Below are 22,896 nucleotides of genomic sequence, written 5' to 3' on the forward strand. Positions count from 1 at the left end.
CGGCCTCACAAGGGCGCGCGAACGGTAGGCTCATTGCAGGGCGGGGCAAACGCCGTGACAGATGGTCGCGACGAGTACGATTGCGACGCTTGTTATCGCGTCAGCCGCGAGTTTGTTCATGGCCTGGGCCATCGGTGCCGGGTCGTCCGGGTCCACTCCGTTCGCGCCGGCCGTCGGTGCGAACGCGATTTCGGTGATGCGGGCCGGGTTTTTCGTGGGCATCCTAGGGCTGGCCGGCGCAGTCCTGCAGGGGGCCAACGTCACAGAAGCCGTCGGGAGCGAACTCGTGCTGTTCCCGAGTGGCGGCGGCCTGTCAGCCATCGCCGCTATCGTCGCACTGCTGACCGCGGCAGTGCTGGTCGCCGTCGGCATCTTCACCGGCTACCCTATCGCAACAGCGTTTACCGTCACCGGCGCAGTCGTCGGTGTCGGGCTGGCGATGGGCGGCCAGCCGGCGACAGCTAAGTACATCGAGATCGTCTCGCTGTGGGTCCTGACGCCCTTCGTCGGCGGGGGCATCGCCTTCGGAACGGCGTGGTCGCTCCGGCACGAGTCCACTACCGAGGAGCGACTCGTGCCGCTGCTTGGCGGGCTGGTCGGTGTGATTCTGGCGAACATCGAGTTCGTGCTGCTGGCACCGGGTAGCGAGCAGGCGTCGGTCGCCCGTGCCGTCGCGCGAGCGGCCGGGACACCGATGGTCCCGTCGATGGTCGCCGTCACGCTCCTTATCGGAGTGCTCGCAGGAGGTCTGCTGTATCTAGATATCAGAGCGGATGCAGACGCAGGGCAGCGACACTTTCTGCTGGTGATGGGCGGTCTCGTAGCCTTCTCCGCTGGCGGAAGCCAGGTCGGGCTGGCGCTGGGGCCGCTGGTGCCCTTGCTCGGCGAGGGGCCGACGGCGGCTATCCCTATCACCGGGGTCCTGCTGTTCGGCGGGCTCGGCCTCCTCGTCGGCTCGTGGACTGGCGCGCCACGGATGATAAAGGCGCTTGCACAGGATTACTCCTCGCTCGGGCCGCGGCGTTCTATCGGCGCGTTGATTCCGAGCTTCATCATCGCACAGGCGGCCGTTTTCTTCGGTATTCCGGTGTCGTTCAACGAGATCATCGTCTCCGCCATCGTCGGCTCCGGGGCGGCCGCCGGCGGCGGCGAAGTCAGTCGGGAGAAGATGGGGAAAACGGTGCTTGCCTGGGTCGGCTCGCTGGCGCTAGCGTTCGCGCTGAGCTACGGACTCTTCTGGGTCATCAGCGCGACGCTGTGACTCGGTTAGCGACCCCAGACGTAGCGACTCACAGCTTCGTTGATGCGGGTCGAGAGCCGCCCCATCCAAGCCTCTGGTGAGACGCGCTCAATGTCTCGCTGGTCGACCTCAATTCGGTCGTCACCGAAGGGGTCGTGGGGTTTCTCGCCCCCAGTTTCGTCGACAGCGTCAACGACGACGGTCATTGAGCAGCGACCGCAGGCTTCGGTATCTTTACCCATTATTGTTAGTGATTAATTGAGGCGCCAGCATCAAAAACCTGCCGAGGCGGTCGTGTACGACCCATGAACGACCGGCGGCTGACCGACGGGCTTAAGCGTCCGACACGGTATCGGCATGGTATGAGCTACCGCGGCATGGGACCGGTACGAACTGAACGCCCGCCCGACTCGGCACGATGAGCGAGAAATCCGACTCCGGGTCGGTCGGCGAATCGCCGGAGTACGGTGCGGACGACTGGGAAGACCCCGTCACCGGTGCGGTCCCGAAGTCGGAGCTGCCCGACGAAATCGTCGAGGAGGTCCCACACTGGACGGACGATCCGTATTTCGACCGGGTGAGCGACCGTCTGATGTACAACTACACGCTGGAGCGGGACCACCGGCTCCGGGGCGAGCGCTGGGACCTCTACGGCGAGATGCGGGTCCTCAATCAGAAGCAGTTCTTCCACCCGGCGCTGTCCTACGGCGACCACGAGTCCGAGGAGTACCTCTACGCCCGCCGCGTCAACCGGCCGTCGGTCGGCGAGCTAAAGCGACTGGTCGAACTCGGCCACGACCTGGCCGACGAGCGCGTGAACGCCAACGAGGAGCACTACCGCACCGACTTCACCTTCGTCCTCGTCGCCGACGAACTGCCAGAGGACGTCCGGTCGTTCGTCGAGGGCCAGCGCGAGCGCACGCTGTTGAAGTACGGGTACTACGGCCATTACGAGGTCAATCTGGGCGTCGTCGTGCCGGACGAACAGACGGCCGTCGCCGGCGAAGCCGCCGACGTGGTCGAGGCCTTCGTCCTCTGGGAGGACGTGACCCAGCCCGAGGAAGGAGTGCTGTCGCGGCTCGCCAAGCGGTTCTGGAAATGACGCTCCCGACCCGGCGTGGCTTCGTCGTCGGCTGTGCGGCGACGCTGGCCGGCTGTAGCGTCCTGCCGGAGGAGCGCGAGCCCATCGAAGCCAGCGCGGCCGCGCCGGCAGTGCTCCCCGAGTCCAGCGGCTACTCGGTCGTTGCCGAAGATAGCCGCACCATCGAGACGACGGTGACCGTCGACTTCTCCGGCGACGTCCAGTTGACCTCGCGTCGGGACGTGATTGCGACGGTGTTCCGGCGCGTGTACGAGTCGACGGGCGGGGCGCTGTTTGGCCTCCTGACTGCCCCGGCGGTGCGGGTCGTCGACCAGCCCGAGGTCGTCCGTGACCCGCTGAGGGCGCTGGACGACGCCCGGGTGGTGTCGCTTGCGCTGGATGCCGATGTCAACGATGTTTCGGAGTGGCACGAACGCGGCTCAGAGACGCTTCTCGGGACCGAAACGACGCGGACGACAGCGACGACGACGGCCGACGGCAGCGAGCGGAAGCTCGTTCGGGTCCGGGTCCGTGCTGGCGAAGACGCGGTGACCGGGATAGCGACTGCCCCAGACGGCGATGAGGTACCGTTCGGCGCGGTCACGCGGGACGCGTAGCTGTCGCTGTCTGTGCGGGAAAACGGAAAAGCGGTCGCCGTGTCAGTCGTCGCCTGGTTCGACCGCGCCGGCGGGACCACGGTCACGGACCGTGCTGATGTTGTCGTACCCTTTCTTCACGAGGGCCAGCGCGAGGCCGATGAGGACCAGCGCCAGTACCATCTGGACGGTCGAAGAGGCGATTGCCGCAGTCCCCTCAGCACCGCCCTGAATGAGGTTCTGGTAGAGGTTGCTGTAGAACGCCAGCCAAGACAGCCCCAGAATAGTGATAGTCGTCATGATGGCCATCGGCACGCCCGTGGAGTACAGCTGCTTGTTGTCGTCCCAGTTCGCGAGCCAGACGGTCGCAGTCAGCAGCGCCAGCGCGGCCAGCAGCTGGTTCGCGCCGCCGAACAGTGCCCACAGCGTGAGCCACTCGCCGGAGATGACCATCAGGTAGGCCGGGATAGCCTGGACGAGCGGGTTCGTGTAGCGGCCGCGGCCGATCTCGCCGAGCGTCGAACGGATGCCGCCGCCGACATTGAAGCCGGAGGCCGTCTCGCCCGCTCGAAGCCCGACGATTTCTTCCATCATGTACCGGCCGAGTCGGACGGCCGTGTCTGTCGAGGTCAGCAGGAAGCTCACCAGGACGAGCGCCATGAACGGCGCGCCAAAGGTCTGGGGGATACCGAGGCTGGTGAAGATGATGCCGCCACCCGTCGCGAAGTTCGGCAGCGCAGCACCGATACCACCGGCGGGGTCGGCGAAACCGGCCACGGCGAGCGTCGACAGCGCGACGGCGGCCAGCAGCCCCTCACCGAGCATCCCACCGTATCCGATGAGGCGGGCGTCGGTCTCCTTGTTCAACTGTTTCGCCGTCGTTCCGGAGGACACCAGCGAGTGGAAGCCACTGATGGTCCCGCAGGCGATGGTGATAAACAGCAGCGGGAACAGCGGCGCGAGGCCCGCGCCCTCGACGCCCCAGAAGCCATTGAACGCGCTCATCGAGTCCGCGATGACCAGTGAGCCGCTCTCGGTGGCGGCCGTGCCGAACACCGTGCCGACAATGACGGCCAGCAGCGCGCCGCCGACGCCGGCGTACAGCAGGAACGACGACAGGTAGTCACGCGGCTGGAGCAGCACCCACACTGGGAGCGCACTCGCAATGCCCGCGTACACCATGATTATCGGCACCCACGCCGCACGGTTGGGGTTCATCGCCGTCGCAGAGGAGCCAGGAATCCACTGTCCACTGCCGAGGTTCAACACGTCCGCGAGCACGATCGTGCCTGCGGGGTAGCTCGCGTCACCGACAGCCGGAAACAGCGCAACGGGGTTCAGAATCCCCACGTACACGCCGGCGAACACGCCAGCGACGAACAGCACTGTTCCCGGGAGGAACGGTCCATTCAGTTGATACAGGTACACGCCGAACACCAGCGCCAGCGCGATGTAGACGAAGCTCGCCGTCGTCACCTGCGGGAACGCATCGAACACGATGGCGACCACCAGCGCGAACACCGCGACAACGAGGATGATAGTGAGGAAGGCGAACCACAGCAGCATGTTCTTGCCGCCTTCTCCGATGTACTCACCGATGATGTAGCCGATGGACTTCCCCTCGTGTCTGAGCGAGCCAGACAGCGAGACGAAGTCGTGGACGCTGCCCATCAATGGGTTGCCGATGGCTATCCACAGGAGTGCGGGAACCCACCCCCACACAGCGCCTGCTGTAATCGGTCCGACAATCGGTGCCCCACCCGCGATGCTGGAGTAGTGGTGACCCAGCAACACCGGTTTCTTCGACGGGACGTACTCCTGCCCGTCTTCGTACTTGTGTGCCGGTGTCTCGTTGTCGTCGTCGAGTTCGAGGAACCGCGCGAGGTACTTCGAATACCCCAGATACCCCACGCTGAACGTCAGCAGTACTGCCAGAACGATCCAGATTACCTGTGTCATGTGTGTGCATGAATGGTAACCAACATCACGCTATTAATAGTTATTATATATTTCTTATACTTCTCAAGTCCGTCAGAAGCCGCTCGGCCGCACTATATCAACCCGTAGACAAAACCTGTATCCGATTACTTATCGGTCATGCGCGGACCGTACACGAGCGGCGGCCGGTCGCTCAAACGAACGACGGTGCCTCGGCGTTCGTCTCGACATCGAGTTCGGCGGCGACATCGTCGAGCAGGTCGCCTTTCACTTCCGCTGTGCGGGTCGTGATTTCCGCGACCAGCGGCGGGTCGAGCGTCTCTCGGACCTCCTGCAGTCGCTCGTTTTCAGTCGCGACGCGGTCCCGGAGGTATCGGGCCCCGCGGCCGTTCTCGTCGGGGTCCGGTTCGGGCGTGAGTTTGTTCGCGACGAGGCCGCGAACCGAGAGGTCGCGCTCTCGCATCTCGGAGATCGCGCGCCTCGTCTCGTTGACTGAGAGCTGGTCGGGGTTGAGCACGAGGAAGAAGGCGGCGTCGGCCTGGAGCGCGCCGCCGGCGAACTCGAAGAACTCCTTGCGGTCCTGCAGGCGCGCAAGCACCGGATCGCCGTCCATCACGCGGCGGGGCTCGTTGTTGCCGATAGCGGCCTTCTCGAAGAGGTCGATGCTCTTCTCGCGTTTGTGCATCAGCCGGTCTATCCACCCTTCGAGGAACTCCGGCAGACCGAGCAGGCGGAGCGTGCTGCCGGTCGGCGAGGTGTCGAAGACCACCCGGTCGTACGGGTCGGCGTTGCGCATCACGTCGACGAAGCGGTCGAACAGCGCCGACTCGTAGGCCCCGGGCGTCTGGTGGGCCATCTCCAGTTGCTGGTTTATCTCATTGACCATCGCCGCCGACACCTGCTCGGAGAGGTCGTTGCGGATGCTGTCGAGGTGGCGCTGGCTCTCGGTCTCGGGGTCGATTTCCATCGCGTCGAGGCCGTCGACGCCCGCGACGGGGGCCGGCTCGTCGCCGAACTCCTGGTCGAACACGTCGGTGACGGAGTGGGCCGGATCCGTCGAGACGACGAGCGTGTCCAGGCCCGCCCGCGCGGACTTGACGCCGTAGGCACAGGAGACGGTGGTCTTGCCGACCCCGCCCTTGCCGCCGAAGAAGACGAACGGCTCCATCAGAAGTGGTACTGCTGGCCCTTGCGTTCGATGTACGACCCGCGGTCCCACAGCCGCCGCTCCCAGGCCTCGAAGGTGTCTTCGAGATAGGGCAGCAGTTCGGCGGTGTAGTACGACACCGGCGACGGAATGCCGAAGGCGTCGGGGAAACAGGCCAGCATGAACGCGTCCTCGATGTCCTCGGCCTCCTTCTCGATTTTCTCGTAGGCCGGGTGCGTTATCATGCCGTGGTACAGCCCGCGCGCCCACTCCCGTAACGTCCGGCGGAAGCGCTCGATTCGGTCGGCCAGTTCCATCGTGGGTGGTGTGTGCGAGAGGCACGGAGTAAAACCTGTCGCAGTTCCCCGTCGACAGCGCCCACGCGCCGGGAGCGGTCGTGTCCGGCCGCCGGAAGCGAGGCGCGATTTGAAGGGAGCCGGTCCACAACGGAGGGTATGCGCGACACCATCCCCGTCACGATTCTCTCCGGCAGCCTCGGAGCCGGGAAGACGACACTGCTGAACCACCTGCTGACAGAAGCCGGCGACCGCGACATCGCCGTCCTCGTCAACGACATGGGGACGGTCAACGTCGACGCCGAACTCATCGCCGAGGGGTCCGAACTCGACGTGGACGACGGCGTCGCCGAACTGTCGAACGGCTGTATCTGCTGTGAGCTACAGGACGACCTCGAAACGGCGGTGGTCCGGCTGGCGAACGACCGGGACTTCGACGCGCTGGTCGTCGAGTCGTCGGGCATCTCCGAGCCGGCACCCGTCGCGCGGCTGTTCACCACCGAGTCGCGAGTAGCGGCGCTCTATCGGGTCGACACGCTCGTGACGGTGCTCGACACCAGGCTGTTCCTCGACGCCTTCGCCGGCGAGACGCCGGAGCGGCGGGGGGCCGGCACAACGGACGGGGATGCAGACGAGGCCGACGCGGGCGGCGGCGACCCGGCGGCCGCCGACGGCGACCGTCCGCTCTCGGATTTGATGGTCGAGCAGGTCGAACTCTCGAACCTCGTCGTGTTGAACAAGGCGGACCTCTGTTCCGACGCGGAACTCGACGAGGCCGAAGAACTTGTGGGGGCGCTCCAGCCCGACGCCGAGACGGTCCGGACGACCTTCTCACAGGTCGACCCCGACCGGCTGTTCGACCGTGGGCTGTTCAACCCCGACAAGATTGCCGACCTGCCGGGCTGGAAGCGGGCGCTGGCCGAGGACGGGCACAGCCACGGCAACGCCACACACGAGGAGGACGGCCACGACCACCACCACCCTGAGGAGGTGTACGGCGTCACCTCCTTCACCTACCGCCGCCGCCGGCCGTTCCACCCCGAGCGGCTCGCCGAGGCGCTGCGGGACCTGCCGGCGAGCGTCGTCCGCTCGAAGGGGACCGTCTGGCTGGCGGGCACCGACTGCCGCGTCGTCGTCGGGCAGGCCGGCCCGTCGATACGGGCCGAGGCCCAGGGTCCCTGGATTGCGAGCCTCCCCGACATCGAGCGGGACATGTACCGCTCGAACCGGCCGGACCTCGACTGGCACGACGAACACGGGGACCGTCGGACGGAACTGGTGTTCATCGGGACGGACTACGACGAAGACGGCCTCCGGTCGGCGCTCGACGACGCGCTCGTCACTGACGAGGAGTGGGGTGACGGCGACCCGTCTACGGGGCCGTTCCCGGCGGAACAGGGCGAGGAGACGGTGATTCGGAGCCCCTAACAGGCACAGTCACGACCAGCCGACCGCTCGAAGCGCATCTCTTCGCCACAGTCCGGACAGACGGCCTCGCCCTCCAGTTCGACATCTCTGATGCGGACGCCGCAGTCGTCACACCAGTACGCGCCCTGTGAGCCGTCGTCGGGGCGAGACTTCGCCTCGGGCTGTGACGTGAGTGCCTCCTTGACGCTGTCGAGGATGCTCATGATCGTACATTGAGATTACAGCTACTAAACGTATCGTGGTTGTGCACAGTCGTCTCACGGACACCAATGGCCCGGCCGGACAGTGACGCTATCGATGCCTTCAGCCCCCGGGCACGTCGGCCGCCAGTTCGTCGAGCGCTCGTTCCAGTTCGTTGCCGCGCTTCCAGGCGGCGATGCGGTCGGCGAAGGGGAGCAGCAGGTTCAGCGAGACGGTCGAGCGCATCGTGAGCCGGGACCCGTTCTCTTCCGGCGTGACCGTGAGTTCTGTCTCCAGGTGGTCGAACGGGCCGACCTCGCCCTCGACGGTGTACCGGAGCCCGTCGTCCCGGGTCTCAAACCGGAGCGGCACCGACATCCCCGGGCCGGCGGCGGTGACCACCGTGCCCATGTCGGCCTCCTCGACGGCCGACACCGTGAACGTCCCCTCGGCCGCGACAACTGCCTCCGGGGAGAGCGTGCGGTGGACAGCCGGCGGCCGCGCCATCACGAACCGAGAGCGTTCGACCTCGCGCATACCAGTCCACATGCACACCGGGGTGGTAAATCACAGGGCAAGCGGGACGGAGACGGCGAGCAACAGGACGGCGAAGCCGACGCCGATGTAGACCAGCCGCTGAAACCGGAGTTCCGGCGCTATCTGTACCCAGGGCGGCGTGGCAGTCCAGACCAGCCGGTGGTACGCGACGGCGGCGACGGCGACGGAGCCGACTGTCGCGACCGCCAGGCCGGCCCACACCGGGAGCCCGTAGGCGAGGCCGTACAGCGGGCCGACCGAAAACAGCAGCATCACCGCCATCGCGGTGCAGACGAGAAACGGGACCGGGTCGACCGGGTCCCCGTCGCGGTTCCGAACGTCCATACGACGTCTTCGGCCCCCGTGCCAAAGAGCTAAGGGGCGTCCAGTCCGTGTTCGTGGGCATGAGCGACGCGAACGGGTTCGAGGAGGGGGCAAGCGGGTCACAGGGCGACCCGCGGGTACTCATCGCGATGAACGTCGTGCTCTCGACGGTGTTTGCGGCCACTATCGTCTGGGGGCTGAGCGTCATCGGCGCGGCGGAGCTGACGGCCATCAACGTCGCCACGGGCGCGATACTGCTGTTCGCGCTGACCTACGCCATCACGCTGCAGTAGCTCCCCCGGGGCGGGCTCACTCCTGCTCGTAGGGGTGGACGTCGTCCACCGCGGGCGCGCCGACGGCGAGGGTCCGCACCGGGTCGGTCGCGGACTCGGGGTTGTGTGCCCGCTGGGGGCTGTCCGGTTCGACGACGAACACCTCGTCTTCGCCGACCTCGTAGGTCCCCTCCGGTGTCTCGACGGCCAGCGTGCCCGAGAGGACGTAGAACAGTTCTTCCTGGTCGTCGTGGTAATGGTACGCGAGCGGGATGTCCTCGCCGGGGGCGACCTCGTAGAGGTTCACGGCCGCGTTTTCAAGGTCTGCGGCGTCGCTGAGCGAGCGCTGGGTGCTCGGCCGGTCCGGTGTCGGTTCGATGTCGTCGACCGCGAAATGGTGATAGCCCATGTCAGCCCTGTCGACGGCGACCGACGTAAAACGACTGCTGCCGAGAGGGATCAGTCCGAGGCTTCTTCGGCGTCGACCGGCTCCGTCGCGTCGGTTTCGAGGCGGACGACACGAGCTTTCATGATGCGCGTGTTCTCGACCTGTTCGACGCGGATCTCGACGCCGTCGTAGGTGATGGTCTCGCCCTCCTCGACCAGTCGACCCGCCCGGTTGAAGATGAAGCCGGCGATGGTCTCGAACTCCTCGCCTTCGGGCAGGTCCAGATCCAGCGCCTCGTTGACCTCCTCGATGTTGACCTCGCCTTTGACCGTCACGGTGTCGTCGTCAACGTACTCTATCGGCTCTTCCTCCTCGCCTTCGAGTATCTCGCCGACGATTTCTTCGGTCAGGTCCTCCATCGTCACCAGTCCCTCGGTAGTCCCGAACTCGTCGATGACGATGACCATGTGCAGGCGTTCGGCCCGCATCTCGGTCAGCAGGTCGTCGACGTTCTTCGACTCGGGGACGTGCAGCGTCGGCTCGATTAAGTCCTCCAGTTCCATGTCGCGGGCCAGCGCCTCGCCGTAGTTGAGGTCCCGAACGAGGTCACGGATGTGGATGACACCGATGACGTTGTCCAGGCTCCCCTCGTAGACGGGGATGCGGGCGTGGCCGCTCTGGATACAGGTCTCCAGCGCTTCCTCGACGGAGGCCTCCTTGGCGACAGCGGTCATGTCCAGCCGCGGGGTCATCACCTCCTTGGCGATGGTGTCGTTGAATCGGAGGGTGCGCTGAAGCATCTCACGTTCGTCCTCGTCGAGGACGCCTTCGCGCTCACCCGTCTCGATGATGTCCTGTATCTCCTCGCGGGTGACGTAGGAGGTCTCGATGGCGGAGCGCCCCCCGGTGATTTTGTTGACGACGCGCGTGAGGTAGTCGAACAGCAGGATGAGCGGGAGCAGCACCTTCTCGGCAGCCTTGAGCGGCTTGGAGATGCGCAGCGCCCACGACTCAGTGTTCTCGACGGCGTAGCTCTTCGGCGCGCTCTCACCGAACAGGAGCACGATGGCGGTAATGCCGAACGTCGCGATGGCGACGGCTTGCCCCTGAGAGAGATAGAGTGCAAGCAGCCCGGTCGCGATGGAGGACATCGCAATGTTGACGAGGTTGTTCCCGACGAGAATCGTCACGAGCAGGCGGTGCGGGTCCGCCTTGAGTTGCTTGAGCGTCCTCGCGCCCGGGACGCCGTCCTCAACGAGAGCCTCTGTCCGGTGTGCGGGCAGCGAGAACATAGCGATCTCCGAGGATGAGAAGAACGCCGACAGGACGATGAGGAAGACGATAACGGCGGTGCCACCGACCAGCACCACGGTTTGGGGTATCGTGACGCCGGCGTATTCGATAGCCTGCAACATCGCTGTAGGCAGCTCAAACGGCGCAGGTGGATCCAGGGCCATCAACGGTCGAAGTTGTAATGGGCAGGGATTAAGGCTTGTCATGAAGGGGTCGCCAGCGAAGCCCTTACCCGGCTTTCACGCGTACCGTCCCACAGAGTATGAGCGAGTCCGACATCACACTGTACCGGTTGCAGGCGTGTCCGTTCTGTGAGCGCGTCGTCCGGAAGCTGCACGAATACGGTCTCGACTACCAGTCGCGGTTCGTCGAGCCGATGCACTCCGACCGCGACGTAGTCAAGCGGCTGTCCGGCAAGCGGACCGTGCCCGCTATCGTCGACGAGAACACCGGGGTTACGATGTCCGAGAGCGCGAACATCGTCGCGTATCTGGAGCGGACCTACGGCGAGGGCGATGAGACCGCAGGGGGTGTAGCCTGATGGACCTCGACTTCGATGTCGTCGACCTCGACCCGGTCGACCACCCCGAAGAAGGCGACACTGCGCCGGATTTCACGCGCCCGCTGGTCAACGACGAGTTCTGGGAGGACGAGTCGCTCGCGTCTGTGTGTGCCGACAGCGACCGGGTCGTGCTCGTGTTCCACGCGATGGACGGGGCGTTCCCGGCGACGTACATCTGGAACGAGATCCGCGACCGCGCGTGGCACGAGCAGGCCACCGTCGTCGGCGTCTCCATCTCGACGCCCTACGAGCACAAGCAGTTGCTCGAAGAGCGGGAAATAGAGGGGGACTACCGGCTGTTCTCGGACCCGGCCAACGGCGTCGCACAGCAGTACGGTATCGACATGGACCTCGACGGGATGGCCGGTATCGAGGAGCCGCGCCCGTCCGTGTTCGTCCTCGATAGCGACCGGACCGTCGAGTACGCGTGGGTGGCCGAGAGCTGGCCCGACTTCCCGGACTACGACGACGTCGAAGCGCAACTCTGACGATGACGACAGTCGACGACGCCGCGGCAGCGGTTCGCGACGGAGAGCTTGTCATCTATCCCACAGAGACAGTGTACGGTCTCGGCGCAGACGCCCTCGATGCTGCTGCTGTCGAGCGGGTGTTCGAGGCGAAGGGACGGGAGCGCGACAAGCCAGTGTCGATGGCCGTCCCCGACATCGAGTCCGCACGCGAGTACACCGACCTGAGTGAGCGTGAACTGGCGTTCATGCGCGAGTTCCTTCCCGGCCCGGTCACCGTCGTCGTCAAGCGCCGCGACGCAGTGCCGGACGTGCTGGTCGCCGGCCGGGACTGCGTCGGGGTCCGCATCCCCGACCACGACCTCGCGCTCGAACTCCTCGCCGAAACCGGGCCGCTCACGGCAACGAGCGCTAACATCTCCGGGAACCCGAGCGCCCGCACCGTCGGCGACCTCGACGCTATCCGCGAGCGTGCCGCCGTCGTACTCGACGCCGGCGAGACCGACGGCGGGACCGGGTCAACGGTCGTAAACGTCGCCAGCAGGACGATTCATCGCCGCGGCGCACGCGCCGACGCTGTCGAGTCGTGGCTCGATGACCGAGACTGAGACGGGGGACTGTCCGCGCGGTTGCCCTCCTTAGCGTAGCATCGACCGCAGGGACCGCGTCTTCACCCCGCAGTCGTCGCTGAACTCACAGGGCTCGCATTTGGCGTCGTTTCGCACCCGCCCCGGCGGGCCGTCGATGCTGTCGGCAGTTCTGATTGCCCGGCGATAGACCCCGGCCCGCCGCGCGTTCACCTCGATTCGTCGAATCACGCCGTGCGCCGGATACTCCGCGTAGGCGGTGTCGATGTCACGCTCGCGCTCCCAGGCGAGCGCCTTCGCGGCGGCGACAAGCCGCACGGTCTGGGGCTCCCAGACACCGTCTTCGGGCGGCCGACCGGCGAACACGAGCGACGGCGCGGGACCGTCCTGTCCGGCGATGACCTTATGTGCGATCCCGCGGGCGTCCTTCCCTTCGAGATAGGCCTCGGTCGCTGTCGGGGCGACCAGCGCGTCCCAGTCAGCAAGCCGCTCTCGAAGCGCTCTGAGCCGGTCGCGATACTCGTCCGGTCCCACTTCGATGGGGGCCGCCAGCAGGCAGGCATCGTCAGTTAGCAGTCGCTCGTACTCCCGGGCGAGCCGGCGAATCGACTCGATTTTGTCGGGAATCTCGCTCGCTCCGTCGCGGCGGCGGTAATAGAGCTTCCGTGGGCAGTAGGCGGCCGTTTCCAGTTCCCTGAACGTGTGCGTCGGCATGGAGGTGCGTGGTCGTGCGTTCACACAAGAAGGTTCGGCGCACTGCTGGCCGGTGAAACAGCAGCACAGTGAGGCAGCCTACCGCAACGGGAGACACCTACAGAAGATTTCAGGGAGTCACATCGACACGTCAGCGCCGGAATCAAGTGAGTCGATATCCTCGGTGGCCTCGTCAAGGCCGTCCTCGCGGAGGGCGGCGGCGTGCTGTGTCGACAGCCCGGCGTCGGTCAGCACGTCCTCGAACTCACTCTGGAATCGGTGGGAGACACGGCGGGCAGCATCCTGTGCGGCAACGACGCGCCGATAGTGGGCGGCCCGGGACTCGTCGATATCGAACTCGGTCGCGAGTTCGGCGACCGAAGGGTCGTCGTTGGCGACGCGACGGCGGAACGCAGGCAGGTCAAACGGTGCCTCTGTGTCCTCCTCGCGGAGGAGATGCAGGTCCAGTCGGCCCTCGACAACGTCGGGCTCGTCCGCGTCGATCTCGGCCGCGATAGTCGCGTCGTCGCTCCCCTCGTAGAACAGTCGGACCACTGTCACTAGCTCCTCGTCAACGAGTTCGGTTCGGAACTCGTACCGCTCGCGCATCCGCGCGATGATGTCACCGAGTCGGTCCGCGACACCGGCCTCGTCAGTGTCGGCCAAGGACCCTCTCGACGCCTCTTGGGACTCCGTCACAGCCCCCTCATCGGAGACGTCCATGAAGATGTCACGAAGTTCTTCAGTCTTCTCGTCCATCGAACATGATACTACCTCTCGGGAGTCATATATCTGTCGGACGGGCAACGTAACGCGGTGAAACTTTCAACAGTTTCCAAATTCTCGCAGGACTGCGACGGGGCGTGGCAAGATTTAAGCGGACACGAAGCACGTGTTAGCGTATGTCATCTATACTCCAGACGACCACGCGCCCGACGTTCTGGCGTATCGGCGACGTGGGGAAGGCGCTGTTCTACTATCTGGCAGCGCTCGCCATCATCGTCTTTCTGTACGGTGTGTACAATCGCGTCACCCGCTATGCGCAGGGCAGCGAGGACCCCTTCGAGCGACTGGACGACTTGCCCCAGCGGACGGTTGCAGCGGCGCAGTTAGCGCTGTCAAATCGGAAGCAACTGGACCGCGACACCGTCGCTGGCGTGATGCACGCGTTCATCGTCTGGGGCTTTCTGACGCTACTCATCGGGACGACGATTCTGGGTATCGACATGGACCTCTACCGGCCGCTGACCGGCGAGTCCTTCTTTGTCGGCCAGTTCTATCTCTCTTACTCGTTCGTCATGGATGCGATGGGGCTACTGTTCGTCGTCGGCGTCGGTGTCGCGCTGTGGCGACGCTACGGCCGCAAACTCGACCGCCTCCACGACCGCCACACCTCCCGCGAGGACGACCTGTTTCTGGGCGCGCTGTTCGTGCTGGGCGTCGGCGGCTACCTCACTGAAGGCGTCCGGATTCTCGGGACCTCGACAGTCCGTGACGTCTCCTTCGAGACGGTGAGCTTCGTTGGCTGGTCGGTCAAGGAAGTGCTCGTCATGGCCGGGATGACGCCGGAGCTGGCAGCGGGCGCATACCCCTTTGTCTGGTGGAGCCACTCGCTGGTCGCGCTGTGGTTCGTCGCCTGGATCCCCTACGCGAAGCCGTTCCACATGCTCTCGTCGTTTGCCAACCTTGTCGCGCGAGACGAAAAGGCCGGGGTGCGACTTCCGGGCGTGCCGAGCGACGCGAGTCCGGACGAAATCGGCCCCAGCGACATCGACGACTTCTCCTGGAAACAGCTGCTCGACCACGACGCCTGCACCAAGTGTGGCCGGTGTTCGTCCGTCTGCCCGGCAAAGGCTTCTGGGCGGCCGCTTGACCCGCGGAATGTCATCCTCGACCTGAAACGCTACCGCGAGGAGCGCGACGCCGGTGGTGAGGACGTGCCCATCATCGCCGACGGCGGGACTTCAGTCATCGATGCTCACACGATGGAGTCCTGCATGTCCTGTATGGCCTGCATGGACGCCTGCCCGGTCGACATCGAGCACGTCACCCAGTTCACCGAGATGAACCGCCGGCTGACCGAGGCCGGCGAGATGGACGAACACGTCCAGGACGCGATGATGAACGTGTTCCAGCACGGCAACACCTTCGGCGACCCCGAGCGCGCCCGGCCGGACTGGACCGAGGACCTCGACTTCGAGGTGCCCGACGCCCGCGACGAACCGGTCGAATACCTCTGGTACGTCGGTGACTACCCCAGCTACGACGAGCGCAACCAGAAGATAGCACGCGCGCTGGCTCGCGTCTTCGAGGCCGCCGACGTGGACTACGGCATCCTCTACGAGGCCGAGCAGACCGACGGCAACGACGTTCGCCGCGTCGGCGAGGAGGGGCTCTACGAGATGCTCGTCGAGGACAACGCCGAGGCGATTCTGGACTGTGAGTTCGAGTCTATCGTCACGACGGACCCCCACGCCTACAACACGTTCATGAACGAGTACCCCGAGTTCGAGGCCTGTGAGTGGGGCGAAGACGACGTGTTCCACTACACGCAGGTCGTCGCCGACCTCGCCAGCGCCGGCGCGCTTGGCCTCTCCGGGACCGAACTGGACTACACTGTCACCTATCACGACCCCTGTCACCTCGGGCGGTACAACGGCGAGTTCGAAGCCCCGCGGGACCTCATCCGAGCCACCGGGGCCGACCTCCACGAGATGCCCCGCAACAGGGACGACTCATTCTGTTGTGGCGGTGGCGGCGGCGGTCTCTGGATGGACCTCGAAGAAGAGAGCAAACCCAGCGAGGAACGCCTGCGCGAGGCCCTCGAAGACACCGAGGCGGGCGCGGCCATCGAGAAGTTCGTCGTCGCCTGTCCGATGTGCATGACGATGTACGAAGACGGGCGCAAAACCGGCGGCTACGAGGACGACATCGAAATCGTCGGCGTCACTGAACTCCTTGCCGAAGCAGTCGATACGGCGGTCTAAGCCAGCGACAGAGGCGGGTGACACTGACGGCTACAGCCGCTCACAGACCTGCTTCCCGCTCACGACCTCAGGGATGATCACCTCGTCCGCTCCGACGCGGCGGGCCACGGTCTCGTCCTGCTGGTCGCCGGCCCGGACGATGAGCCGGACAGTAGGCGCGAGCTGGCTGGCAAGCACCGCGATCTGAATATTTGCGTTCGTGTCATCGATTGCACCGATGACGGTGTCGGCTCGCTTGACGCCCGCATCTGTCAGTGCGTCCTCGCGGCTCGCGTCAGCCTCCAGCGCGAGATGGCCGTCATCAAGCGCCTGCTCGTACTGTTCTGCCTCCTGTTCGATGACGACCACTCGGGTGTCCGTATCGCCGATCTGCTCCGCGACGGTCCGTCCGAACGTCCCGTACCCACAGACGACGACGTGGCCGTTCAGGTCCTTGATTCGCTGTGCGATTTGCATACGTGTGAGTTCCGTCTGAATCTGGCCGCCGAAGGCCGCCGACAGCGCTGTCTCACCAGTCCACAGCCCGGCGACGACGAGCCCAGTCAGTACGACGATGGCATAGCCTTTGACCAGCCTCGCAGGCCCGTCGTGGCTCTGAAAGTGGAGTTCGATGCTCGTGGGGTCGAGGAGCCAGAACAGTGCGTTGACGACGCCGACCCCGCCGAACGTGACGAAACCGACCACGCCGGCGACGACAAGCCCGACGAACGCGAGAACTGGTTTCGAGAGTTGCCGGAGCAACGACCGGTCCGTGTCTGTACTGCTGTCGCTGAGTTCCATTGCTGTAGCTATCGAAGGGAGCGACACAGCGCCGCCACAACCGGCGCTGGCGTAGTTCGCCGCTGAGTTCAGTCTGTCAGTGTCTCGGCAAGGGGTGTGTGCGGCTCCTCGACGGGCGCGTCGTCGCCGCGGTCCATGCTCGGCGCGCGGCTCCGGTCCGGGTAGACCCGTTTGACACAGTCAGTACAATTGGTGACAAGTACCATACACCGTGGTCAGGAGAGCTTGCATATGTATGTTGCCGAAATATGGCTAGACGAAAATTAATGACATAATATACCATTAATACGTGTTCAGACCGGGACCGGCAGGCGGGTCGGTTACCCGATCTATCGCTACTTGCCAGCCAAACGCTTAACGCCGGCAGACACCCACAGCGAGATAATGGAGGTCGCACTGGTCACTGTCGGTGACGAACTGCTCGCTGGCGACACGGAGAACACGAACGCGTCGTGGCTAGGGCGCCAGCTCACGGCTGCCGGTGCGAGCGTCGCCCGCGTCCTGACTGTGCCCGACGACGAGGCAGTCGTCGCCGACACTGTGGCGCGATATCACGACGCCTTCGACGCGGTCATCGTCACCGGTGGCATCGGCGGGACGCCCGACGACATAACGAAGGCCGCCGTGGCGAGGGCGTTCGACCGCGACCTCGTTGTTCCCGACGACGTGCGGGCACACCTCGAAGCGAAGGCCGAGCGCTTCGCCGAGGACAACCCCGAGCTGGTGGACCGCTACGACATGGACCTGGACCTCGATGCGTGGGCGTCGGTCCCCGAGGGCGGCCAGCCGCTACTGACCGACGAGAGCTTCGCCGCCGGCTGTGTCGTCGACAGCGTGTACGTCATGCCGGGCATCCCCGAGGAACTGCGGGCGATGTACGAGACCGTCGCCGACGAGTTCGACGGCGACCGGACGACGGAGACGCTACACACGCCCGCTCCCGAGGGGGCGCTGGTCAGCCGCGTCACCGAGGCCCGCGAGCGGTTCGGCGTCGCTGTCGGGAGCTACCCCCGCAAAGACGACGCGCCCGGCCGAGTGAAGGTGACCGGCGAGGACGCCGCCGCCGTCACCGAAGCCGCGGCGTGGCTCCGCGAGCGAATCGAGACGGTCGACGGCGAGTGACTCACATCCCGCCGCCCGCGCCGCCACAGCCCGCGGCCCCGCCGGCTCCCGCAGCAGCGCCGGTACATGCGGCGGCCGCGCCCGCGCTTGCGCCGGCGCAGTGAGCTGCGATTGCCGCCTGCCCGCCGCTGTACGCGCCCGTGCCCATCGACTCGGCGTCGAAGGGCTTCCAGTCGACCGGCGGGATCTCGTCGTCGCCGTTGTCCCCCTCGGCGACGGCCTCCCGGAGTGACTCGATGTCGAAACCCGGTTCGGTCAGGTACCGCTCGACGAGCGGCGGATGGACCGCGATGCGGCAGTAGACGACCGCGTCCTCCTCTTCGTGGGCGTAGGCGAACTGGAGGTCGTAGTGACGGACGTGGCAGTCGGCGAACGGCTCCCGCACCGCCTCCAGCGCCCGGCCGGCGAACGACCAGACGGCGTCGCGGTCCGGTTCGCCGGCGTCCTCGAAGAGGAAGGTAACCACGGGGACGAGTATGTCGTCGCCGTCGTCGTGGACGTTGACTTTGTTTATTTCGGCGAGGTCCGGGTCCTCAGCGAGTTCCTCGGGCAGCGGGTCGAAGGCGGCGTCGATGGCGTCGTTGGCGGCCTCGCGCTCCTCGCGGTAGTCCGGCGTCAGGTCCGCGAAGCCGAGGCCGTCGAGGAAGTCGTGCATCTGTTCGGTCAGCGAGTCACTGTCCTCAGAGGGCATCGGTCAGGTGTGACGGCGGCGTCGGCATAAATCTCGTGTCTGGACGGGAACGTGTCACACGGTCCCGGGTCCCGTCGCCGAGGACGCAGTCGCCGCCGCAAGCGGTGGGTTCATGCCGCGGACGGCCGGAACAGTCGGTATGAACCTGACACAGCGCCCGCGCCGCCTGCGGACCGACGGCGTGCGCCCGCTGGTGCGCGAGACGGACCTCTCGGCGTCGGACCTCATCGCCCCGGTGTTCGTCGACGCGACGACGGACGAACGGGTCCCCATCGAGACGATGCCGGGCCACGAACGTGTCCCGGTCGACGAAGCGGCCGGCCGCGTTGAGGAGATTCTCGAAACCGGCGTCGAAGCGGTGATGCTGTTTGGCGTCCCCGAGTCGAAAGACGAGCGCGGGAGCCGCGCTTGGGCCGAAGACGGCGTCGTTCAGGAAGCCACGCGCCGCATCACGAGCGAAACCGACGCCTACGTCATCACGGACGTCTGTCTCTGTGAGTACACCGACCACGGCCACTGCGGCGTCCTCGAAGACGACGCCGCCGAGGACCCGCGGCTGACGGTGTGCAACGACGAGACGCTCGACCTGCTACAGCGGATTGCGACGAGCCACGCGGCCGCCGGGGCCGACATGGTCGCGCCATCGGGCATGATAGACGGGATGGTGGGCGCGATTCGGGAGGCGCTGGACGCCCAAGGCGACACCGACGTGCCCGTCATGAGCTACGCCGCGAAGTACGAGTCGGCCTTCTACGGGCCGTTCCGGGACGCCGCCGATGGCGCGCCGGCCTTCGGCGACCGCCGCCACTATCAGATGGACCCCGCGAACGCACGCGAAGCCCGCCGCGAGGTCGACCTCGACGTCAAGCAGGGCGCAGACGTGCTGATGGTCAAGCCCGCCCTGCCGTATCTGGACATCGTCAAGGAGATCCGGGAGTCTTACGACCACCCCGTCGCCGCCTACAACGTCTCCGGCGAGTACGCGATGCTCCACGCCGCCGCCGAGAAGGGCTGGCTCGACCTCGAATCAGTTGCTTACGAGTCGCTGCTGTCTATCAAACGCGCCGGTGCGGACCTGATTCTGACCTACTTCGCGGAGGACCTCGCAGACGAACTCTGAGCGGGACCGGTCGCGGCGTGTCCCCGTTCGAACCGCGCCCGTGAGCGTTCCACCGAAGGGCAGGTCCCTAACCTATTCATGTACCAGGGGCGGAGTGGCTGTATGCAGCGACAGTCCCTCCTCGTGGCGGTTGTCGCCGCGATTGCGCTGCTGTCGTTCAGCGTCGGCGCTGCGAGCCTCGACGCCGCCACCGGATCCGACCAGGCGGAGATGACCCGGGACGACAGCCAGATTGACAACCCCGACGGACAGGGCCTCAGTGACCCGCCCGGTAGCATCGACCCGCCGGAAAGCGAGAACGGTGCCCGCGCGCTGCTGCCGAGTGTCCCCGCCCCGGCAGTCGGTGCGCTCGCCGTTGGCCTCGCAGTCGGGCTCGTGGTTCTCTGGCGACTGGCCGGCCAGAGCCGGACAATCGACGAGACGGGCGGCGAAACGCCAGCCGTCGGAACCGCGGAATCCGCGGAGACCCCCTCGCATAGCGCGGCTGCAATCGACGTGCCCCTGACCAACGACGTGTACCGCGCGTGGGCCGCCCTCGAAGATGCGGTGACCGTGGACGACGATGCATCGTCCCCGCAGGACATCGAGGCGGACGCGACGGCGGCCGGGGCCGACCCAGACGCCGTCGCCTCGCTCCGGTCAGTGTTCGAACGGGTTCGCTACGGCCGGGAGCGGCCGGACGCTGACCTGGAGTCCCAAGCCCGTGCGGCGCTGGAACGAGCCGCCGACAACGCGGACGATATCGCGGCGAGCCCCGACGAGATGCCTTCTGCGGACAAAGACGCCGACGGGTCCGCGGGGGAGGGCAAGGCGTGACACTGCGCCGGCTTCCGCTGGCGCTCGGCCTCGTCGCGACAGCCATCGGCCTCGGCCTCGCCGCGCTCGGCGCGCCGCTGTTGCCCTCGGGCGCTGTCTCGGACCTCCCGATCCTCGCGGTGGCCGTCTTCGCCGGAGGCGTCGCGCTCCTCGCACTCCTCGTTCGTTCCCTCGACAGCGAACGCGGCGTGGCGCTGCCCGACACCGATAGCCAGTACGTCACGGTCCCCGGTGACGATATCGACGAGGCGCTTGCTGGTGGAGCCGGACAGGAAGCCATCCGGCAGCGCGTCGAGGGAGTTGCTGTCACCGTCCTCCAGCGCGACGGGCTCTCTCCCGACGAGGCAGCGGACGCGCTCCGGTCCGGCGCGTGGACGGACAGGGAGCCGGCTCAGAAACTGTTCGACGGGACACCGATATCGCTCCGGGCGCGGCTGTCCGGGTGGCTCTCGGGTATCCGTCCGTTCCAGCGGCGCGTCGCCCACGCGACGGCCGAACTCCGGCGGCGCGACGAGGAGCGATGAGCGAGGTCCACCGCACCGGCCGCTGGTTCGGGCTGGCCGGGGCCGCGCTGGTCGCCGTCGGCGTCGGGCTGGTGGGGCAGGTCCCCGCGCTCGTGTTGCTGGGCGGGCTCGGCGTCACGCTGAGCGCGTACGACCGGGTCGCCGTCCCGCCCGCCGCGAACGTGTCGATACAGCGGTCCATCACACCGACAGAACCCGCACTCGGCGAGCGGGTCACCGTGGCGCTCACGGTCCGTAACGACGGGTCGCGGACGATTCCGGACCTCCGGCTCGCCGACGGCGTACCGGATTCTGTCCGCGTGGTCGAAGGGTCGGCGTCGCTGGGAACGGCGCTACGCCCCGGCGCGTCGACGACCATCACCTACGAGATTACCGGCGGGACCGACCGTTGCGTGTTCGATCCGGCGACGGTCGTCGTCAGGGACGTTGTCGGCGTCGTCGCCCGGCGAACGTCCGTTACGGCCGAGCCCGACACCGTCACCTGGGAACAGCCGGCCAGTTCGGCGCTGTTGCCGCTGGTCCCGGCGGTGGCCCGCCGACCCGGGACAGTGCCCGTCGACGAGGGCGGCGAGGGGGTCTCCTTCTACGCGGTCAGGGAGCACCGCTCGAACGACCCGCTCTCCCGCGTTGACTGGAACCAGTACGCTCGCACCGGCGACCTTCGGACCGTCGAGTTCCAGCGCGAACAGTCGGCGACGGTCGTGGTCGTCGTCGACGCCAGGTCGGCCGCCGCGCTGGCCCCGCGACCGGACGCCGAGACGGCTGTCGAGCGGTCGACGATGGCCGCCGTCGCCCTCGTCGAGGGGCTCCCGGAGGACGGCCACGAGGTCGGCGTCGCGGCGTACTCGCCACACGGCGCGTGGCTCGCACCGGGCACGAGCGCTGCCCATCAGCAGCAGGCCCGGACCCTGCTCAGGACCGACCGCGCGTTCGCCGCGACATCGGTCACCCGAACACCGGATACGACGAAGCTCATCGCACAGTTGCCGACGGCGGCGAACGTCGTCTTCCTCGGCCCACTGTGTGACGACGACAGCGAGGCCCTGGTCCGCCGACTCGCCGCCAGCGGTCACCCGGTGACGGTCCTGAGTCCCGACCCGACCGCGACGGATACGGCAGGCCACCGGTTAGCCCGACTCGAACGCCGCGAACGGCTCCGTCGGCTGCGAGCCGCCGGCATCGCCGTCCACGACTGGCCCGCAACGGAGCCGCTGGAGCAGGTCACTGAACGGGCCTTGCGAGGTGGCCGATGACGTACCGAACCGGGCTCGTCTGTGGCGGTGCGGCACTGGCGGCGGGTGTCGTGACGCTATTCGTCGCCGGCATCAGTGCGGTCTCGACCGCTGCTGCCCTCGTTGGCGTGGTGCTGCTCGCCGGCGGGCAGCTAATTCAGTCCGGGCGGCTGATCGACCTCGCCAGCGCGTCGCTGTTCCTTGCATTGTTAGTGGCCGCCCTGCAGGGAGCAACGACGACGACGGTGCTGGTCGCCGGCGGCGCGACGGTGCTGGCCTGGACGTTCGCACACGCGGCAACCGACCTCTATGCAGACCTCGGGACAGCGCCCGGGACGCCCGTCGAGCTCACACATGTCGCGGGAACGACAGGGCTTGTCGGGGCGAGCGTCGTGGTGACGACGCTGCTCTTTCAGCTCGACGTGCCGCCGCTGTCGCCGCTGGCGCTGGCAAGCGTCGTGCTGGGCGCAATCGCACTTACCGCGGCGCTCAGGCGATGACCGGCCGAGCAGTGTGTACGGATAGCTGAGAGCGCGCGCAAGCAAAAACGGCCTATTTGGCCCCCTGTGGCCGGAACTGGGGTCGACAAACGTCC

At 66.5% G+C, this 22,896-nt stretch carries 28 protein-coding genes; 15 read left to right on the forward strand and 13 right to left on the reverse strand.

Features of this window, described 5'->3' with window-relative positions; genetic code table 11:
- The first annotated feature begins 61 nt into the window (after positions 1-61).
- The gene (locus BVU17_14630; GenBank protein AUG48698.1) at positions 62-1,261 is read left to right on the forward strand and encodes an anion permease; all 1,200 of its coding nucleotides are present in this window, start codon (positions 62-64) and stop codon (positions 1,259-1,261) included.
- A 5-nt stretch (positions 1,262-1,266) separates the two neighbouring features.
- Here the strand turns inward: BVU17_14630 and BVU17_14635 are convergent, their stop codons facing one another.
- Positions 1,267-1,482 carry a hypothetical protein gene (locus BVU17_14635; protein AUG48699.1) on the reverse strand — a complete coding sequence of 72 codons (216 nt, stop codon included), beginning with the start codon at positions 1,480-1,482 and terminating at the stop codon, positions 1,267-1,269.
- Positions 1,483-1,658: 176 nt separating this feature from the next.
- Between BVU17_14635 and BVU17_14640 the strand changes: the two genes are divergently transcribed.
- Both BVU17_14640 and BVU17_14645 read left to right on the forward strand, forming a co-directional pair.
- Positions 1,659-2,342, forward strand: coding sequence for a hypothetical protein (locus tag BVU17_14640; GenBank protein ID AUG48700.1), 684 nt, complete (start codon positions 1,659-1,661; stop codon positions 2,340-2,342).
- Complete coding sequence (locus BVU17_14645) at positions 2,339-2,938, forward strand: hypothetical protein (GenBank protein AUG48701.1); 600 nt, start codon at positions 2,339-2,341, stop codon at positions 2,936-2,938. Before BVU17_14640 ends, BVU17_14645 begins: the two co-directional genes overlap by 4 nt.
- A 42-nt stretch (positions 2,939-2,980) precedes the next feature.
- Here BVU17_14645 and BVU17_14650 read toward each other — a convergent pair whose 3' ends face one another.
- The 3 genes from BVU17_14650 to BVU17_14660 all read right to left on the reverse strand — a co-directional run bounded on the left by BVU17_14650 (position 2,981) and on the right by BVU17_14660 (position 6,319).
- The gene (locus BVU17_14650) at positions 2,981-4,876 is read right to left on the reverse strand and encodes a carbon starvation protein A (protein AUG48702.1); all 1,896 of its coding nucleotides are present in this window, start codon (positions 4,874-4,876) and stop codon (positions 2,981-2,983) included.
- Between the two features lie 172 nt (positions 4,877-5,048).
- A complete protein-coding gene (locus BVU17_14655; GenBank protein ID AUG48703.1) occupies positions 5,049-6,023 on the reverse strand; it encodes an ATPase in 975 nt (324 codons plus the stop codon).
- Positions 6,023-6,319 carry a hypothetical protein gene (locus BVU17_14660; protein AUG48704.1) on the reverse strand — a complete coding sequence of 99 codons (297 nt, stop codon included), beginning with the start codon at positions 6,317-6,319 and terminating at the stop codon, positions 6,023-6,025. Before BVU17_14660 ends, BVU17_14655 begins: the two co-directional genes overlap by 1 nt.
- 138 nt (positions 6,320-6,457) lie before the next feature.
- On the opposite strand from BVU17_14660, the gene BVU17_14665 reads away from it, so the two are divergent.
- Entirely contained in the window at positions 6,458-7,726 is a 1,269-nt protein-coding gene (locus BVU17_14665; GenBank protein ID AUG48705.1) for a cobalamin biosynthesis protein CobW, read from the forward strand.
- Here BVU17_14665 and BVU17_14670 read toward each other — a convergent pair.
- The 3 genes from BVU17_14670 to BVU17_14680 all read right to left on the reverse strand — a co-directional run bounded on the left by BVU17_14670 (position 7,723) and on the right by BVU17_14680 (position 8,788).
- Positions 7,723-7,929, reverse strand: coding sequence for a hypothetical protein (locus BVU17_14670; protein ID AUG48706.1), 207 nt, complete (start codon positions 7,927-7,929; stop codon positions 7,723-7,725). The genes BVU17_14665 and BVU17_14670 overlap by 4 nt on opposite strands.
- 100 nt (positions 7,930-8,029) lie before the next feature.
- Positions 8,030-8,443 (reverse strand): polyketide cyclase, encoded by a 414-nt coding sequence (locus BVU17_14675; GenBank protein ID AUG48707.1) that lies wholly within the window; start codon positions 8,441-8,443, stop codon positions 8,030-8,032.
- Between the two features lie 30 nt (positions 8,444-8,473).
- Entirely contained in the window at positions 8,474-8,788 is a 315-nt protein-coding gene (locus BVU17_14680) for a hypothetical protein (GenBank protein AUG48708.1), read from the reverse strand.
- Between the two features lie 59 nt (positions 8,789-8,847).
- On the opposite strand from BVU17_14680, the gene BVU17_14685 reads away from it, so the two are divergent.
- Positions 8,848-9,060, forward strand: a complete 213-nt coding sequence (locus tag BVU17_14685; GenBank protein AUG48709.1) for a hypothetical protein — start codon at positions 8,848-8,850, stop codon at positions 9,058-9,060.
- 16 nt (positions 9,061-9,076) lie between these two features.
- Here the strand turns inward: BVU17_14685 and BVU17_14690 are convergent, their stop codons facing one another.
- Both BVU17_14690 and BVU17_14695 read right to left on the reverse strand, forming a co-directional pair.
- Positions 9,077-9,448: a cupin gene (locus BVU17_14690; protein AUG48710.1), complete on the reverse strand. Its 372-nt coding sequence runs from the start codon at positions 9,446-9,448 to the stop codon at positions 9,077-9,079.
- Positions 9,449-9,498: 50 nt separating this feature from the next.
- Positions 9,499-10,884, reverse strand: a complete 1,386-nt coding sequence (locus tag BVU17_14695; GenBank protein AUG48711.1) for a DNA-binding protein — start codon at positions 10,882-10,884, stop codon at positions 9,499-9,501.
- A gap of 98 nt (positions 10,885-10,982) precedes the next feature.
- On the opposite strand from BVU17_14695, the gene BVU17_14700 reads away from it, so the two are divergent.
- From BVU17_14700 to BVU17_14710, 3 genes are read left to right on the forward strand one after another with little or no spacing between them, the layout of a single operon-like run.
- Entirely contained in the window at positions 10,983-11,261 is a 279-nt protein-coding gene (locus tag BVU17_14700; protein AUG48712.1) for a glutaredoxin, read from the forward strand.
- On the forward strand, positions 11,261-11,770 hold the full coding sequence (locus tag BVU17_14705; protein AUG48713.1) for a peroxiredoxin: 510 nt from the start codon (positions 11,261-11,263) through the stop codon (positions 11,768-11,770). Before BVU17_14700 ends, BVU17_14705 begins: the two co-directional genes overlap by 1 nt.
- A 2-nt stretch (positions 11,771-11,772) precedes the next feature.
- A complete protein-coding gene (locus tag BVU17_14710) occupies positions 11,773-12,357 on the forward strand; it encodes a threonylcarbamoyl-AMP synthase (GenBank protein AUG48714.1) in 585 nt (194 codons plus the stop codon).
- A gap of 30 nt (positions 12,358-12,387) precedes the next feature.
- On the opposite strand, the gene BVU17_14715 is transcribed toward BVU17_14710, so the two are convergent.
- Positions 12,388-13,050: a hypothetical protein gene (locus tag BVU17_14715; protein AUG48715.1), complete on the reverse strand. Its 663-nt coding sequence runs from the start codon at positions 13,048-13,050 to the stop codon at positions 12,388-12,390.
- A gap of 117 nt (positions 13,051-13,167) precedes the next feature.
- Positions 13,168-13,788, reverse strand: coding sequence for a conditioned medium-induced protein 4 (locus BVU17_14720; GenBank protein AUG48716.1), 621 nt, complete (start codon positions 13,786-13,788; stop codon positions 13,168-13,170).
- Between the two features lie 143 nt (positions 13,789-13,931).
- Here BVU17_14720 and BVU17_14725 point away from each other — a divergent pair, with 143 nt between their 5' ends.
- Entirely contained in the window at positions 13,932-16,016 is a 2,085-nt protein-coding gene (locus BVU17_14725) for a Fe-S oxidoreductase (protein AUG48717.1), read from the forward strand.
- Between the two features lie 30 nt (positions 16,017-16,046).
- Here the strand turns inward: BVU17_14725 and BVU17_14730 are convergent, their stop codons facing one another.
- Positions 16,047-16,796, reverse strand: a complete 750-nt coding sequence (locus BVU17_14730) for a potassium channel protein (GenBank protein ID AUG48718.1) — start codon at positions 16,794-16,796, stop codon at positions 16,047-16,049.
- Positions 16,797-17,180: 384 nt separating this feature from the next.
- On the opposite strand from BVU17_14730, the gene BVU17_14735 reads away from it, so the two are divergent.
- Positions 17,181-17,918: a competence/damage-inducible protein A gene (locus BVU17_14735; protein AUG48719.1), complete on the forward strand. Its 738-nt coding sequence runs from the start codon at positions 17,181-17,183 to the stop codon at positions 17,916-17,918.
- A gap of 1 nt (position 17,919) precedes the next feature.
- Here BVU17_14735 and BVU17_14740 read toward each other — a convergent pair whose 3' ends face one another.
- On the reverse strand, positions 17,920-18,609 hold the full coding sequence (locus BVU17_14740; GenBank protein ID AUG48720.1) for a hypothetical protein: 690 nt from the start codon (positions 18,607-18,609) through the stop codon (positions 17,920-17,922).
- A gap of 139 nt (positions 18,610-18,748) precedes the next feature.
- Here BVU17_14740 and BVU17_14745 point away from each other — a divergent pair, with 139 nt between their 5' ends.
- The 5 genes from BVU17_14745 to BVU17_14765 all read left to right on the forward strand — a co-directional run bounded on the left by BVU17_14745 (position 18,749) and on the right by BVU17_14765 (position 22,801).
- Positions 18,749-19,729: a delta-aminolevulinic acid dehydratase gene (locus BVU17_14745; protein ID AUG48721.1), complete on the forward strand. Its 981-nt coding sequence runs from the start codon at positions 18,749-18,751 to the stop codon at positions 19,727-19,729.
- Positions 19,730-19,831: 102 nt separating this feature from the next.
- Complete coding sequence (locus BVU17_14750; GenBank protein AUG48722.1) at positions 19,832-20,545, forward strand: hypothetical protein; 714 nt, start codon at positions 19,832-19,834, stop codon at positions 20,543-20,545.
- Positions 20,542-21,069, forward strand: coding sequence for a hypothetical protein (locus tag BVU17_14755; GenBank protein AUG48723.1), 528 nt, complete (start codon positions 20,542-20,544; stop codon positions 21,067-21,069). Before BVU17_14750 ends, BVU17_14755 begins: the two co-directional genes overlap by 4 nt.
- Positions 21,066-22,322 carry a hypothetical protein gene (locus tag BVU17_14760; protein AUG48724.1) on the forward strand — a complete coding sequence of 419 codons (1,257 nt, stop codon included), beginning with the start codon at positions 21,066-21,068 and terminating at the stop codon, positions 22,320-22,322. The genes BVU17_14755 and BVU17_14760 overlap by 4 nt, the downstream gene beginning before the upstream one ends.
- A complete protein-coding gene (locus BVU17_14765) occupies positions 22,319-22,801 on the forward strand; it encodes a hypothetical protein (protein ID AUG48725.1) in 483 nt (160 codons plus the stop codon). Before BVU17_14760 ends, BVU17_14765 begins: the two co-directional genes overlap by 4 nt.
- The last annotated feature ends 95 nt before the right edge of the window (positions 22,802-22,896 follow it).

The organism is Haloarcula taiwanensis, from assembly GCA_002844335.1.
Lineage (GTDB): Archaea > Halobacteriota > Halobacteria > Halobacteriales > Haloarculaceae > Haloarcula > Haloarcula taiwanensis.